Here is a 14,446-nt window from a genome sequence, read left to right as displayed (position 1 = left end):
CCCTGCATCGAGCATCCGACGCCGCCGCGGAACAACAGATGAGGACCGTCCCGGTCGACGTGCGACCGGGACGCCGCCCTGGGCTTGGTCACATCATCAGCATTGGACATGCGCGGGTCGTGTACGGACGGCACTCCACCGATGATGCCGAGGGCGCGTTTCCTCGCCCTGCCGCAGCGAGATTGGGACCCGCTGCCGCCCTTGATCATTCCAACCTGAAGCGACGGGCGGGCCGTGCGGACCTCTCGTGGCGTAGCGCGTGCCCGTGCTCGTCGGCTGCCCACATCGTTCGTCTTTCCCTGGCGCGCGCCGCGGTTGGACGCTGCTGCGTCAGGGTGAAAGGCGTGTGGTCAGCGCCAGTACCCAGGGCTCGCAAGAACTGCGGCGCGCGCAAGGGGGGTCGCCGCTCGTCAGCCGGCGACCTTGCCGACGCGTCGTCAGACGGACGCGGCGCGGGGCATACTGGCCGGCATCACTTTGTACTGCTTGGTCGGGCGGTGCAGGCGCGGATCGCGCATCCACAGCGACACACGATCGCGGTGGGCCATCGCGAAGCGGCAGTACGACACACCCTCTGCCCGACAGGCGATCTCTTGCACATCGATTGGGAGCCCTGTCGCCTCCGAGGCCCAGCCCGCGGCGTATCCCGCCTGGAGATGGCAGGCCCGGCCGCGGTGCCCGTCGTTCAGCACCTCCCGCGCACTGAACGAGTTGTCCGACTCCCACAGCACGAGGAAGTCCTCGTCGAGCTTGGGCTCCCATAGCAGCAGTTGCACGTCTCCGTAGCCCGCCCATGCGAAGTGAAACGGGCCGGTAAGCACGCGATACTGCGGTTCGGTCATGCCGATCTTGCGGTCCGCGAAGAACGCCGCCGCGTGGCTGAGCCCGATGAGACGACCGAACCGGTACATCACCGCGGGTGCCAGCTCGGCACCGAGGATCTCGACCAGCTCGCGCGGCAGGTCGCTGGCCACGACGTGGGTCGGGACCAGGGCGTGTGGAACGCCGGCGAGCGACACCTGGGCATGGCCCGGGTCGCGCGTGAAGCGCTCCTGGTACTCACACATGTCGTCGAGGGCACGAGCGATCAATGCCGACAGCTGTGTCATGGCTTCTCTCCTCCTCGCTGCGGGGCGGCACCCTCCAGGTAGACGACGAAGCGGTCGCCGCACCGACGGGTGTGCTGCTCTGCGAGGGTCCGGGCACGCTTGGCGGTACGTCGCTCGAGCGCCTCGAAGATGGCCCGATGCTCGGTTCTGGATTCCGTCATCGACTCCCCCATCTGGTCGCCCGTGAACGGAAGCCGCGCAAGCTGATAGCGCAGCAGTGACCACACGCCCTCGACGGTCTGGATGAGCCGCGGCATGCCGCTACCCTCGATGATCTTCAGGTGGAACTCGTAGTTGAGGTCACCGTAGGCCACTTCGTCCCCATGATCAATGGCCGCTTCCATCCGCTCGAGCACGCCACCGAGCTCAGCGAGCTGCTTGGCGCTCATCGCTTTGGCGGCCACCTCGGCGGCAAGGCCCTCGAGCACGCCACGTATCGCGAACAGCTCGGTGACGGTCGTGGAACTCGGCCGAACAACCCGACACCCGACCTGGGGGATGATCTCCACGAGTCCCTCTGACTCCAGCCGCTTGAGGGCCTCGGACACCGGCGTGCGACTGATCTGCAGCTCCTCGGACAGAGCGTAAGTCGAGAGCGTGTCGCCCGGCTGCCAGCGACCGCGGAGGATCTCCGCGGTGAGCTGCTCATACGCTTGACCGCTTCGATTGAGGCGCTGACTGACCATGGGATCCTAGGTGTGCGAAGTGATCGATTCACTCCAGTGTATTGCACCGGTGGACGCGCAGCCGATCCGACTAGAATGTTACTACGCTAGTTGGGTACGGTTGATGCCACTGCGGTGTGGTGGATTACCCGAACCCATGCCGACGGCTTGGCCGACACCATGAACGGAACACGCGCCGGAACATCAAGCTCTGCAACGCTTCTTCGATAGGCCGCGCCGCTACGGACAACCGAGCCGAGGGTGCGTGGCGGGGTGTGATCTCGCCGAGGCCAGGTGATCGAGGGCCCCCCGGGTGATCGACGTCCGCGAGCAAGCATCCGTGCGCCCGCCGGCACCGCCGCACGATGCCTGCCGAGTCCCCACCCCCGATCCGTGGACCAGCCGTGTCCACCGATGGGGAGGTCTGTGGCAAACCGCCTTCCACTATGTCCAATAGCGCGCTAGCATACTAGTATCAAACGCACCGTGGAGGGTTCATGAAGATTCTGATCGCGACGGACGAGACACAGGCGGACCCGGCAACCGAGCTCTGGATCTGCGAGGTCTGTGAAGACGTGTACGACCCCCAGCTGGGTGACCCGGACGGTGGCATCCCCCCGGGAACTGCCTTCCAGGACATCCCCGACGACTGGGTCTGTCCGGTCTGTGGGGCGCGCAAGAAGGAATTCCGGAAGCTCAGGCCGGGCGAGGAATACCAGGATGTGAGCGAAGACCTCGTGACGGGAGAGCAGGGATGAGCACTTCCGGCCGCGTCCTCGTCTGCCTCAAGCAGGTACCCGCCCCGGGGGTGGTCGCCTTCGACGAACGCACCAAGCGCATTCGCCGCGATTCCGGCGCCGCGATCACCAACCCCGCCGATCTGTGTGCTCTCGCGCACGCGCTGTCGCTTCGCGACGCGCTCGGCTGGGAGGTGGCCGTCGTCACCATGGGGCCGCCCGCCGCCCAGGCCACCCTCGTCGACGCACTCCGCCGAGGCGCCGACCGCGCCGTCCATCTTCTCGACCGGCGTTTCGCTGGCGCCGACACGCTGGCGACGGCGCGCGCGATCACCCGGCTCGTCGAACGTGAAGCGCCGGACCTCGTCCTCACCGGCCGCTGGACGCTTGACGGCGCCACCGCACAGGTCGGGCCGCAGGTCGCCGAACTGGCCGGGCTGCCGCAACTCACGCAAGTCGTGGCGCTGCACACCGGCGACGACGGTCGCCTCCGGGCCGAGGTGGAAACCGACGTCGGCACGGAGGACTGGGCCATCGAGCTGCCGGCGTTGGTGTCGGTCGGACGTGGAATCGAGCCGCCCTGGGTCGTCGACGCCGCCGACGCCACGGCCATCGAGACGGTCACCGCCGATGATCTCGGAGGAGGGCCCCGCGACTTCGGGACCCGCGGCTCGCCGACCTTCGTCGTCGAGATCCGTCCCGGCCGCAGCATGCGCTCCACGGAGCACGGCGCCGACGCCCCCGCCGCCGCCAGCATGCTGGCCGCCGCGTTCGCGGCGGCCCGCGAGGACCTCTGGCCCGCGACCTACGCTGCCGGTCCGGCATCCCCGGCGCGGGAGATCTGGGCGGTCGCCGAGCCGCTGCCGGGTGGCGGGCTGCACCCCACCAGCCTCGAGGCCCTCGCCTGCGCCCGCTCGATCGCTGCCGAGCTGCACTCCACGACCGTTGCCGTCCTCCCCGGTGCGCACAGCAGCGACGCGCCGCGCGTCCTGCACGCGCACGGGGCGGACCGGGTGATCGTGCTCGGTGACGCCGGGCTCGAGGAGTACGCCACGGAGCCGTTCACGAGCGCCCTCAGTGCGGCGATCATCGCCGGCTCGCCGTTCGCGGTGATCGCCCCGTTCAGCGCCCGGGGGCGCGACTACGCGCCGCGCGTCGCGGCCCGGTTGGGCCTCGGGCTCACCGGGGATTTCGTCGCGCTCGAGGTACGCGGCGCGGACAGCGACGACCCGGACCTGCTCTGGCTCAAGCCGGCGCTCGCGGGGAGCGTGCTCGCGCCTGTCATCGCGCACACCACCCCATCGATGGGCACACTGCGCCCCGGATCCTTCCCGGTCGCCGCCGTCCGAGACGAGGGCGATCCGCAGGTCGAGGTCCTCGAGCCGGCCGCCAAGGCCGCCGACGACCGGTGCACGCCGATCGAGCGGCGCGTCGAGAATCCCGACGCTCCCCATCTGACAGCGGCGCGGGTGGTCATCGGCCTGGGCCCCGGGCTCGACGCGGCGACGCGCCGGGCGGCCGAGCGGTTGGCTCAGGCGACTGGCGGCGCGGTGGCGGCCACCCCAGCGGCGGTGGCCGCGGGCGACGCACCGCGGCAGATCGAGATCGGGCCACTCGCCCGCACGATCGCCCCCTCGATCTATCTGGGCCTGGGGAGACACGACCCCGGGACCCTCCGTGCGGTGACCGGAGCCGGGCAGATCGTCGTGGTGGACCCCGACGCCAAGCTCGACGAACTGTCCGGCCTCGCCGACGCAGTCGTCACCGCGGATATCGAACCGGTACTTGGTGATCTGTTGGAGCTTGTCGCGGCGGTGCACTAATCCCTCCTCCGGAACTGGCTCACCGTCCCGGTCGGCGCCGGTGAACGGATCGGGCAGCATCGCCAGCCACTTGCGCAGCAGCGCGTCGAGCCGTGCCCCGGTGAGCCGGTCGCAGATCGCCTGCAGCGCGGCCGGGTCGTCGACCGCGGCGAACGCGTTGTCGAGTGCAAGTGCGGTGAACCCGAGCCCGGCCCTCGCGGCCTGACGCTGGGCCCAGTGGCGGCCGTTGATACAGAGTTTGGCGTTGCAGGGGAAGGACGAGCAGAACTCGAGGAAGAACGGGCCGAAGTCGGCGGCGACGCAGTAGAAGTAGTAGTGGTTGACCATGCCGGTGGACCTGACGATCCACGGATAGCTCCGACCGTCGGCGTCGCGGCTTTTCTCGGTGATGGTGGGCTCCGGTGGGTCGGGCGGCCAGTAGGCCCACCAACCGCTACGACGATTCATACACCCAGATCGCCACTACGACCAGGGTCACCACCCCGACCCGCCGGTGCCCCTGAGCGCAGCCGCCATCACACGACTCGTCGGGCGGGCGAAGCCCCGTTAGGTCCAGGCCGAGAGGTCGAGTGCGATGTCGACGATCATGTCTTCTTCACCGCCGACGAGTCCGCGCCGCCCGACCTCGACGAGGATTTCGCGGGTGTCGAGTACGTAGGTGGTGGCCGCACGCTCCGCGTGCCGGAGGAAGCTGCAGTAAACGCCCGAGTAGCCCAAAGTGAGTGTCTCCCTGCCCACTTGCACCGGACGGTCCTGCAGCGGCCGGACGATGTCGTCAGCCGTGTCCTGCAACTTGAACAGGTCGCCGGTGTGCTTCCATCCGGTCAGGTCTGCGACGGCGATGAACGCTTCGATGGGGGTGTTGCCCGCTTCGAACTCCTTGCCCGGCCAGGGATGCGTCGACCCTGGCAGCTCCTTCCTCGACCGCAACCACGGAGTTAGCCACGGACAGTGTCAGATTCTGGTGTGCGTGGATTCCGATCTCCGTCTCGGGATCGAGGACCTCTCGGTAGGCGCGCATCCGCGCTCGTATGTCGTTCATGGTCAGACGGCCACCCGAGTCGGTGATGTACACGCAGTGCACGCCGTAGGCTTCCATCAGCTTGGCTTGCTCGGCGAGGTGCGTCGGTGACGCCCTGTGGCTCATCATCAGAAACCCGGAAACGACCATGCCCAATTCTCGTGCCGCGCTGATGTGCTGCGCGGAGACGTCCGCCTCGGTGGCGTGTCTGGCGACGCGGACCGATCTCACGCCGAGTGAATGCACGAGCTTCAGATCGTCGATGTTCCGATACCAGGCAGCAACAGTGTGGTCAGCCGCGCCGTCGTGACAGCTTATTCCCGTACCCGGCGAGTCTTTCTGCGTTCGCGATGTGCGCTACAGCTGAGGTGACGTCGAAGACGATGTCGATGTCTTCGAAGCCGGGCATGCCGATGAGACCGTCGACACCGGCAGCGGTAGCGGGCACTCCGAGACGGGTAGCCCGGGCCAGTCCGCCGGATCCGGCCCACGGCGGCTGCAGCATCCTCGATGGTGAGGCCCGGGCCCGCACGATCCTCCTGGAGGATGCTGGAGGATGAATGCCTCCTCGGGTTCCACACGTGGGGTGATGAATCGGTCCGCAGGAACGCACCGATCGGACTCGACGATCATCTCGTCGAGCAGGAATCCGAAGTCCGGCTGGTCGACCCCGAGCTGACGCTGCATCACCTGCGAGGTCAGCCCCACTTTGTGCCCGCGCAGCACGCTGCCCGAGCCGAGCAGGTGAGCGCGCAAGCTGGTCTGGATCCAGGTAGGCCCCGTCGATGGTCAGCCCGGACAGCGTTCGGAGAGCGGGGAGATCGGGATACGCCTGCTTGCGGCAGCGAGGAGATCGCGGCGAGAGCGCCGAGGTCGGCTGGCTGCGCCTGGTCGATGGTGTTCCGGCGTGTCGGCGTCATTCAAGCGCGCACCGTTCCGGCAGTGACCGCTGTTTACGTGAGGCCGGCGGTCGTGTGAACGGGTACGGCCGTGGTCACGGCGAACCCGGCGATGTACTCGGGAATGGGCCGGTAGTACTCGGAGGTCACCGTGTACTGGCCGGCGGCCGCTTTCAGGGCATTGTGGGCCGCGACCCAGGTGCGCACTTCGTGGGCGGAGTTGCCTGCCGTGGCGGCCATCTCCTTGGCGGTCCACGCATCGAGCCGTTCCAGCTCCCCGGAGGCCAGGATGTCAAGAAGTTGCCGGTCCCACTCCGGGGCGAGGTCCATGATGCCGGCCTCACCCCTGGTGAAGGCCTTGGCGGTGTCGATAACCCGCTGCTGGCGGACCGCTCGCGCCGCGGCGGTGGGGTGGCGGCCACCCAGCAACATCTTCCTTTGTTCCCCGGTCGCTGCCTCGAGCCGCGGTACCGGCGGGTCGTGGGACAGACCACCGGACCCGAGGAGCAGAACGTTCCCGTCGAAATTCTTCAGGAATGTGCCCACGGCCTCGCCGAGCAGGCGGATTCGCTTCATGGGCGCGAACGGTTCCGCCACGGAATTGACAAAGATCGGGATCACCGGCTTCGTCGCGATGCCCCCGAGCAGGATTTCCAAGGGCTGGACCGCACCGTGGTCGACTTCCATCGCCAGGGAGACTGCAATGTCCACGCCCTGGTCCAGCACCGACTGCGCCATCTGCTCGGCAAGCGCCGAGGGCACGTCGAGCCGGCCGGCGGAGCTGCCGAAGTCACCCACGCCCGAAGCCTCGAAGCCGATGCAAAATGACGGCATGAGCTTGTAGAAGAACCCGTTGTAGTGATCGGGGGCGAAGGAAACGACGAGGTCGGGGTCGTAGTCTTCGATGAACTTCCGGGCCTGCGCGAAGGCCCTGTCCACCTCTGTGCGGACCTCGGGCGGGGGGTCGTTGAACTCCAGCAGCGGACTGTGTGACGTGCAGACTAGCGCGAGCGTCATTATTGGTTCCCTTCGGTGAACAATATGGTCTTCGCCTCAGCGGCGGGCCAGCACTCAGCTGGCGAGGGTGAGCGGGCCGGTCGGTTCGAGGCAGAAGCCGGACCAGGCGTCGGAGTATTCGGTGTCGTGCGCTGCGCGCAGTAGGTGTCGGTAGCCGCCGGAGTAGAAAACGAGTGGGTCGCCCGGGGTGTCGTCCAAATGGTGGACCTTCCCGATGAAGAGGGTGTGGTCCCCGGCGCGGTGGGCGTCGACCACCTCGACACTGATGCGAGCCAGGGCGCCCCGTACCAGGGGGGCACCGGCGATCTCGTCGAAGCTGAAATCTGGAAGGAGGTCGGGGCGCCCGCTGAAGTGCCGGCTAACGGTTTCCTGGTCGGCACCGAGAAAGCTCACGCCGTAGCGGCCACTGGCGAGCAGCATCTCGTGCATCTTCGCCTTGGTAGCAATGGACACCATCGCCAGAGCGGGGTCCAAAGACACCGACATGAATCCGTTGGCGGTCATGGCGTGGATGCCATCGGCGTGTTTGGTACCGATGATCGTCACTCCGGTGGTGAAGCGCCCCATGACATTACGGAAACGCCGGGGTTCCACAGGGGGCGCCGCGTCCGGGCCGGTAGTCGTCGATGTGCTCATTGCTCCGCCTCTCGTACTGAGATCTTAGTATGTCAGCTTAGGGGTGTGTGATCGACCTGACAAGCCTCTCCGTCAAAGGCGACCGGATAGCTGTTCCAGTCCACCGGCGATCTACGTCGTCGTCGACCGCCGGTAAGGCAGCCCCACGGTCGGCCGCATTCACATAGCCCAGAGGGCGTTTTGATGGATCCCTCTGGGCGCCATCTGTTCCGTCGCCGCGCTCGGTCGGACCGCATCATCGAGCGCCTCGAGTAAGATCGTTTGAGCCGTATTCTCGAGCGAGATATGGTATTGAAATACTAGAATCTAACAGGGTCAATCCTCATCGGTTTGGTCCCGTGCAGTGATCGTCGAGAGGCTGGATGTTCCATGACCATGACCGCGTCGGGGAGCAAGACGGACCAGATCTACGACGCCCTCCGCACCCGGCTGATGCAAGGGCATTATCAGTTCGGGGAGGTCCTGAGCACCTACGAACTCGCTCAGGAGTTCGGCGTGAGCCGCCGGCCGGTCATGGACGCTGCGATGCGGCTGGCGTCCGAGGGATTCATTTCCATCATCCCCCAGGTGGGGTGCCGGGTGATCATCCCCGACGAAGACAGGGTCCGTGAGCATTTCGCCCTGGCCGGAATCCTCGAAGGTGCGGGCGCCAAGCTGGCAGCCCTCAACGCCACCGAGGTGCAACTGGCCGACATCGATGCTGCACTTGGCCGCTGCGCCGGCCCAGCCGAGGCGGACGATGCGGCGGCCTTCGCGGCCGCGAACCGCGACTTCCACTCCGCCGTGCTGGCAGCCAGCGGCAACCAGCGACTGACCGAGCTCGCCAAACACGCCTGGGATCTGAGCGATTTTTACATCCAGAAGAACCGAGTCAGCACGGACCTGCGCAGATCTCAGAGTGAACACTCCGACATTGCAGGGGCGATCTCGCGCCGGGAACCAGGGCTTGCGCGAGAGCTCATGGAAGGGCATCTCTCGCGATTCTGGATGGGCGTTCACATCTAGCCACTCGCCGGTCACGTCCCGGCAGGCGAGGCAGCGGGTCACCCTCGACAGGGTGTAAGCCCGCGGCCCAGCCGTAGCCGGGCGGCGAAGCGCCATCAGGCTCCGGGGTGCCCGAGAAAGACCGACCCGAGCGGCGTCCCCGCCCCGTGAGTTGAATCCGGCCCCAATGGCGCGTGCCCGTCAGGGCGAACACGGGGAGATCGACGGCGATGATCTCTGAGGCGACCGCGTAGATCGTTTCGAGAGCAGGACGCGAGTAGCGCGCACACTGCCCCGTGCGCCGCATCCGCCCGCGGACACCGAGCCGGGGCAGGGCACGGAGCCGCTCCGCTCTCTGCACCAGCATGTTTGGGGCATCGCTATGTCGGTCACCGCATCCGCCTGGCGGCTCCACGCGACACTGCGGCGGAAAAACAGCATCTTGTCATTGAGATCTTAGTATGCCAGCATGTTACGTGTGATCGCAGTCACTGGTCGGATATCAGTCAGGTACCGGGGATAGGCATCCGGCCGGCGAAATGTATCGAGGCGGCATGACTGCCGCCGAGCCGGCTGCAACAGGAAGGATTGCCGTGGAAGAGCATGTGAGCATCTGGGGAGACCTCGCGGGTGTCGACCTGGTTCAACGAACGGTCGATGTCGACGGAGTCGCCACGCGGGTCGTGGAGGCCGGGAGCGGACCGAGCCTGATCCTGGTGCACGGGACGGGCGGGCACCTGGAGGCGTACGCGCGCAACGTGCGGGATCTGGCCAAGGATTTCCATCTGGTCCTGTACGACATGCCCGGGCACGGTTACTCGGACAAGCCCGACCGGCCGTACACCATCGACTATCTCAGCGATCATCTCGTGGCGTTGATGGACGCGCTGTCCATCGACCGGGCCGACCTCTCGGGCGAGTCCCTTGGCGGCTGGGTCGCGGCCTGGACGGCCGCGCACCACCCCACTCGCGTCCGCGGGATGGTCCTCAACACACCCGGGAACATCACCAACAAGCCCGAGGTTATGGCCGGCCTGAAGGAATCGAGCATGAAGGCGGTTCGTGAGGCCAGCCCGCAGACCGTGCGAGCCAGGGTCGAGTGGCTCTTCCACGACACGTCCCTGGTCACCGACGAACTCGTGGGCCTGCGGCTGCGGATCTATTCCCAGTCCGGCTTCGAGACGGCGATGGCCAACATCCTTGCGGTGCAGGACTGGGAGTACCGGCGCCCCTTCGTGTGGTCACCGGCATGGTGTGACCGCATCCTCGCCCCGACCTTGCTGCTGTGGACCGACCACGACCCGACCGCCGCCGTCGAAGAGGCCTCCCTGCTCGAAACACTCATCTCGGGAAGTCGACTGGAAGTCATCGAGGGGGCCGGGCATTGGCCGCAGTGGGAGAAACCGGACGAGTTCAACGAGGCACACATTCGATTCTTGAAAGGAAAGTCATGACCGCACGAAACGGCGGAGCGTACCTCGAGAGGTTGCGCACGCACAGTCCCGAGTTGTGGGTGGGATCCGAGAAGATCGTCGATGTCGTCGGGCACCCGGCCACGGCCGGTGCCGCCGCCGAGATCGCCCGCCTGTACGACCTCCAGTTCGAGGACGGCAACGAGGACATGCTCTTCGAACCCGCCGACGGCGACGGCCCGGTCGGAGTGCAGTTCCTCGAGCCGCGCTCCCGCGAGGACCTGGAGCAACGACACGCCATGCACAAGAAGTGGGCGGATTCCACCCTGGGCATGATGGGTCGCACCACGGATTTCGTGAGCGCCATGCTGATGGCCTGGAACGCCAATGCCGACTTCTTCGGCGACAACGCCGACAAGGTACGCGACTACTTCCGGCACGTGCGGGACAACGACCTGTTCCTGTCCCACGCGATCGCGGACCCGCCTGTGGACCGGTCCAAGCCGGCGTCACGGCAGCCCGACCCCTACACCTATCTCGGGGTCAAGGAGCAGACCGCGGAGGGCCTGATCGTCAGCGGCGCAAAGATGCTGGCGACGGCCGCACCCTACTCCGACGAGATCCTCGTCTGGCCGTTCTCGCTGCGCAAGTTCGCCCCGGAGGAGAAGCCCTACGCCATCGCCTTCGCCATCCCGACCGACGCACCCGGCGTGCGGCTGATCTGCCGGGAGCCGTTCGGCGGCGGCAACGCGTTCGACCAGCCGCTGTCGAGCCGGTTCGACGAGATGGACGCGGTGGTCGTCTTCGACGACGTGCTCGTGCCCTGGGACCGGGTCTTCATCAACCAGGACTACGAGCGGGTCAACCGGATCTGGGAGATCAACTCCAACGCTTTCACCGGAGCCCAGACCTCGGTCCGCCTGATGGCGAAGCTGCAGTTCGTCGCCGGGCTGGCGAAGCGGGCCACCGAGGTCGTCAAGACGGACCAGTTCCCGCAGGTCCGGGACGCCCTCGGGGAGATCAGCACCTACATCGAACTGACAAGGGCCGCGATCCTCGCATCCGAGGCCGGCGCCACGCCCAACCAGGACGGTGTCCTCTTCCCCGACCTCCGGCCGCTGTACGCCATCCGCAACTCCGGAAACCGCTGGTATCCACGGGTGCGCGAGATCCTCCAACAGATCCTCGCCGGCGGACTGCTCTATCAGCCAGCCGACGTCAGTGCGTTCGACTCCCCCATCGCGTCGGACCTGGCCAAGTTCTACCGCGGCCCCGACAACAGCAGCGTCGAACGCATTTCCGTCTTCAAGGTGGCAGCGGATCTGGCGGTCTCCGCCTTCGGCGGACGCCATGAACTCTATGAACGCTTCTACGCCGGCGATCCGATGTTCCTGCGCATCAACACCCAGTTCAACCAGTACGACTGGACGGAACCGCTGGGACTGATCGACGGCCTGCTGGCCACCTCGGCCGAACACGCACGGACCGCCGGCTCCGCAGAGCCGGACCGCACCGATGGGGGCGCCGCGGCATGACCGTCACGGGCAAGCGGGCGCTGGTGACCGCCGGGTCGAGCGGGATCGGTGCCGCCGTCGCGGCATCGCTGCGGGCGGGCGGCGCGGAAGTCTTCATCACCGGAACCCGACCGCACACGGCCGACGTCGCCCGGGACCTCGGGGCGGCGGGCTGGGCGATCGCGGACTTCACCATGCCCGGCGCCGCCACCGGCGCGGTCCGGTCTGCCCTCGACACTCTCGGCGGTGTGGACATCCTCGTCTCCAACACCGGCGGCTCGCGGGCCGCTCCGGCCACCGAACTCGCACAAGCGGACTGGGAGTCGGCCTACCGGTTGATCCTCGACAGTGCCATCTCGCTGACCAACGCGGTCCTGCCGGGCATGTTGGCCTCGGAGTGGGGTCGGCTGATCTACCTCACCTCGGTTGGTGTGGTGCGGCCACTGCCCCGCCTGCACACGTCCAACGTGATGCGTGCCGGCGTGGCGGCGCTGGCTCGGTCCCTCGCGGGTGAGGTTGCGCCGAACGGGATCACTACCCACGTCATCGCCCCGGCGCACGTCGATACCGCGCGGCGGAGGGCGTTGGTGGCGGCGGCCGCCACGTCGGCGGGTACCTCAGTGGAGGAAACAGAGCGGCGGCAGCTCGCCGCCGAGCTCCCCGTCGGCCGCTGGGGGCGTCCGGAGGAGGTCGGTGAGCTCGTGGCCTATCTCTGCTCGGAGCGCGCCAGCTTCCAGACCGGGTCGACGCACGTCGTCGATGGCGGAATGACCTCGATCTAAGGCGGAAAGAATGACGAATTTCGACGTGTGGATGGAAAAGCTGCACGACATGAAGGATTTCGACCCGGAGCGTTCGCTGCCGGACGGCCTGGTCACCGGCCCGGACAGCGCGCGCTGGCTCGAGGAGGAGATCACCGGCAACCCCTGCCGGGTCGGGGTACTCGCGGACGTGCCGGCGAAGTCCATGGAGTTCTACCTCCAGGAGATTCCGGCCGGAACCGCGACCGACCTTCAGCGGCACTTGCACGAATCCGTGCACTGCGTCGTTGACGGCAGCGGCTACTCCGAGATCGGCGGGAAGACCCTGCGCTGGACGGCAGGGGACTTCGTCTACACCCCGCCCTGGGTCTGGCACCGGCACTACAACGACGGCACGACGAACGTCCGAATGATCCTCGTAGAGAACTCGCGGATGCTCGACAGCCTCGGCATCAACCGGCGGGAGAGCGCCGGAAACATCCCCTACCACGACAACATCGACAGGAGTTGATCCAATCATGGGAATCTCACAGGTGTCCCACGCCGAACTCGCCGTAGGCGACCTCGAAGTAGCTGTCGGCCTTCACGTCGACGTGCTCGGTATGAAGGAACTCGGCCGGTCCGACGGTTCCGTCCGCCTCACCGCGGGCGTCGACGAAAGGTGCGACCTGGTACTGACCTCGGGTGGCACCGGCGTTCGCCGGTTCGCGCTGAGGGTGGACTCGCGCGACGATCTCGAGTACTACGGCAAACGCCTCGCCAACGCCGGCGTCGAACACAGCACCCGCAGCGACGAGGATCCCGGCGTGAGCCAGTCCTTGCAGTTCCGGACGCCGACCGGCCACGTGATGGAGCTGTCACTGCTCACCGACGCTGAGGGGCCGCAGTACATTCATCCGGCGCGAGCCGCCCATCGCGGCGGGATCCGGGCACTGGACTTCGACCACATCACGCTCCAGGCGCAGGACCCGAAACCGTTGGTCGAGTTCATGGTCGACATCCTGGACTTCCAGATCTCCGACATCTTCGCTCCCGCACCCGGCGTGATGGGTGCTGCCTGGCTCCGTGCCAGCGACCTGCACCACGACGTGGCAATCATCTCCACACCCGAGCCCGGAAAGTCGCTGCACCACTACGCCCTGGGAATGGAGTCCTTCGACCACCTCAAGGTGGCCGCTGACGAACTCGCACGACACGGTGTGCCGATCGAGACCGGACCCGGCCGTCACGGTGTGGGCGCCAACCTCTACACATATTTCTGGGTCGCGGGAAACCGTTACGAACTGTCCGCCGAAATGCCCCGGGTGCGCCCCGGTGCACCCGGAATGTGGGACAACTTCCCGAAGGCGTTCAGCCCCTGGGGCCTGACCCCACCCGAATCGTTCGGACACGCCTCCTAGGCCCAGGGAACCGGTGCCGCCGTTGACCTTCCCTGTCAGCGGCGGCACCGGCACCAATGCCTTATACAGGTCAATCAATACATCAATGGGCGGATCCCGATCCGCCCATTCCACGGTGAGGAGACCTGCGAGCTGGCGGACTTCTCGATCCAAGGATTATTTACCGCGGTAAACCACTACTAACGATATCCGACCGACGTGCTGGATCGCGTCAAACAACTATTCACGGTGCACGCGTCCGGCCATGATGGCCCGTAAATCTCCAGCCGGTCGACCATCTGGGCCCACTGATCGGGGCGACGATGCCACCGTCAGGCTGCAATAGATTTCCCTACTCGCTCATGTGGTGGTGCCAGCGCACAAAGCGCTGCCGCCTGTAGGTCACCGACCACGGAGCGAATCAGTTCTGCGATCTCGAACGAAGTACGGTCCACCTCTCAACAGTGAATGCACCTGACCCCGGCCTGG

General features: G+C 66.7%; 13 protein-coding genes and 2 pseudogenes. 8 read left to right on the top strand and 7 right to left on the bottom strand.

Features of this window, described 5'->3' with window-relative positions; translation table 11 throughout:
- Nucleotides 1-437 precede the first annotated feature (437 nt).
- Entirely contained in the window at nt 438-1,109 is a 672-nt protein-coding gene (locus GO592_RS43100) for a V4R domain-containing protein (RefSeq protein ID WP_007298131.1), read from the bottom strand.
- Entirely contained in the window at nt 1,106-1,795 is a 690-nt protein-coding gene (locus GO592_RS43095; RefSeq protein WP_007298132.1) for a GntR family transcriptional regulator, read from the bottom strand. The genes GO592_RS43100 and GO592_RS43095 overlap by 4 nt, the downstream gene beginning before the upstream one ends.
- A 476-nt stretch (nt 1,796-2,271) precedes the next feature.
- Between GO592_RS43095 and GO592_RS43090 the strand changes: the two genes are divergently transcribed.
- Complete coding sequence (locus tag GO592_RS43090) at nt 2,272-2,532, top strand: rubredoxin (protein ID WP_007298133.1); 261 nt, start codon at nt 2,272-2,274, stop codon at nt 2,530-2,532.
- A complete protein-coding gene (locus GO592_RS43085; RefSeq protein ID WP_007298134.1) occupies nt 2,529-4,334 on the top strand; it encodes an FAD-binding protein in 1,806 nt (601 codons plus the stop codon). Before GO592_RS43090 ends, GO592_RS43085 begins: the two co-directional genes overlap by 4 nt.
- Before the next feature lie 24 nt (nt 4,335-4,358).
- On the opposite strand, the pseudogene GO592_RS45670 reads toward GO592_RS43085, so the two are convergent.
- The 5 genes and pseudogenes from GO592_RS45670 to GO592_RS43065 form a co-directional block, all read right to left on the bottom strand.
- A pseudogene (locus tag GO592_RS45670) lies at nt 4,359-4,721 on the bottom strand (hypothetical protein); the annotation flags it as partial.
- 159 nt (nt 4,722-4,880) lie between these two features.
- Nucleotides 4,881-5,666 (bottom strand): annotated as a pseudogene (gene dmpG / locus GO592_RS43080) (4-hydroxy-2-oxovalerate aldolase); the annotation flags it as partial.
- On the bottom strand, nt 5,648-5,860 hold the full coding sequence (locus tag GO592_RS45665; protein WP_007298137.1) for a hypothetical protein: 213 nt from the start codon (nt 5,858-5,860) through the stop codon (nt 5,648-5,650). The pseudogene dmpG and the gene GO592_RS45665, both read right to left, overlap by 19 nt.
- Before the next feature lie 448 nt (nt 5,861-6,308).
- The gene (locus tag GO592_RS43070; protein ID WP_007298138.1) at nt 6,309-7,271 is read right to left on the bottom strand and encodes a 3-carboxyethylcatechol 2,3-dioxygenase; all 963 of its coding nucleotides are present in this window, start codon (nt 7,269-7,271) and stop codon (nt 6,309-6,311) included.
- 54 nt (nt 7,272-7,325) lie between these two features.
- The gene (locus GO592_RS43065) at nt 7,326-7,838 is read right to left on the bottom strand and encodes a flavin reductase family protein (protein ID WP_007298139.1); all 513 of its coding nucleotides are present in this window, start codon (nt 7,836-7,838) and stop codon (nt 7,326-7,328) included.
- A gap of 438 nt (nt 7,839-8,276) precedes the next feature.
- Between GO592_RS43065 and GO592_RS43060 the strand changes: the two genes are divergently transcribed.
- The 6 genes from GO592_RS43060 (at nt 8,277) to GO592_RS43035 (ending at nt 13,978) form a co-directional block, all read left to right on the top strand.
- Nucleotides 8,277-8,912: a GntR family transcriptional regulator gene (locus tag GO592_RS43060; protein WP_007298140.1), complete on the top strand. Its 636-nt coding sequence runs from the start codon at nt 8,277-8,279 to the stop codon at nt 8,910-8,912.
- 572 nt (nt 8,913-9,484) lie between these two features.
- On the top strand, nt 9,485-10,345 hold the full coding sequence (locus GO592_RS43055; protein ID WP_007298141.1) for an alpha/beta fold hydrolase: 861 nt from the start codon (nt 9,485-9,487) through the stop codon (nt 10,343-10,345).
- Nucleotides 10,342-11,838, top strand: a complete 1,497-nt coding sequence (locus tag GO592_RS43050; RefSeq protein ID WP_007298142.1) for a 4-hydroxyphenylacetate 3-hydroxylase family protein — start codon at nt 10,342-10,344, stop codon at nt 11,836-11,838. The genes GO592_RS43055 and GO592_RS43050 overlap by 4 nt, the downstream gene beginning before the upstream one ends.
- Nucleotides 11,835-12,599, top strand: coding sequence for an SDR family oxidoreductase (locus tag GO592_RS43045; protein WP_007298143.1), 765 nt, complete (start codon nt 11,835-11,837; stop codon nt 12,597-12,599). Before GO592_RS43050 ends, GO592_RS43045 begins: the two co-directional genes overlap by 4 nt.
- Before the next feature lie 10 nt (nt 12,600-12,609).
- A complete protein-coding gene (locus tag GO592_RS43040; RefSeq protein WP_007298144.1) occupies nt 12,610-13,089 on the top strand; it encodes a cupin domain-containing protein in 480 nt (159 codons plus the stop codon).
- Between the two features lie 7 nt (nt 13,090-13,096).
- Entirely contained in the window at nt 13,097-13,978 is an 882-nt protein-coding gene (locus GO592_RS43035) for a VOC family protein (protein WP_007298145.1), read from the top strand.
- Nucleotides 13,979-14,446: the final 468 nt, after the last annotated feature.

The sequence above is a fragment of the Rhodococcus sp. 21391 genome (assembly GCF_016772255.1).
Classification (GTDB): Bacteria; Actinomycetota; Actinomycetes; order Mycobacteriales; family Mycobacteriaceae; genus Rhodococcus_F; species Rhodococcus_F opacus.
Note: the sequence above shows the minus strand (reverse complement) of the source record. Positions and strands in the feature narration are given on the sequence as shown.

Bases quoted from the DNA above. Each gene is read 5' to 3' on its own strand.
- GO592_RS43100 (WP_007298131.1), bottom strand. From the start codon at position 1,109: ATGACACAGCTGTCGGCATTGATCGCTCGTGCCCTCGACGACATGTGT.
- GO592_RS43045 (WP_007298143.1), top strand. From the start codon at position 11,835: ATGACCGTCACGGGCAAGCGGGCGCTGGTGACCGCCGGGTCGAGCGGG.
- GO592_RS43085 (WP_007298134.1), top strand. From the start codon at position 2,529: ATGAGCACTTCCGGCCGCGTCCTCGTCTGCCTCAAGCAGGTACCCGCC.
- GO592_RS43035 (WP_007298145.1), top strand. From the start codon at position 13,097: ATGGGAATCTCACAGGTGTCCCACGCCGAACTCGCCGTAGGCGACCTC.
- GO592_RS43065 (WP_007298139.1), bottom strand. From the start codon at position 7,838: ATGGGGCGCTTCACCACCGGAGTGACGATCATCGGTACCAAACACGCC.
- GO592_RS43090 (WP_007298133.1), top strand. From the start codon at position 2,272: ATGAAGATTCTGATCGCGACGGACGAGACACAGGCGGACCCGGCAACC.
- GO592_RS45665 (WP_007298137.1), bottom strand. From the start codon at position 5,860: ATGCTGCAGCCGCCGTGGGCCGGATCCGGCGGACTGGCCCGGGCTACC.
- GO592_RS43070 (WP_007298138.1), bottom strand. From the start codon at position 7,271: ATGACGCTCGCGCTAGTCTGCACGTCACACAGTCCGCTGCTGGAGTTC.
- GO592_RS43050 (WP_007298142.1), top strand. From the start codon at position 10,342: ATGACCGCACGAAACGGCGGAGCGTACCTCGAGAGGTTGCGCACGCAC.
- GO592_RS43060 (WP_007298140.1), top strand. From the start codon at position 8,277: ATGACCATGACCGCGTCGGGGAGCAAGACGGACCAGATCTACGACGCC.
- GO592_RS43040 (WP_007298144.1), top strand. From the start codon at position 12,610: ATGACGAATTTCGACGTGTGGATGGAAAAGCTGCACGACATGAAGGAT.
- GO592_RS43095 (WP_007298132.1), bottom strand. From the start codon at position 1,795: ATGGTCAGTCAGCGCCTCAATCGAAGCGGTCAAGCGTATGAGCAGCTC.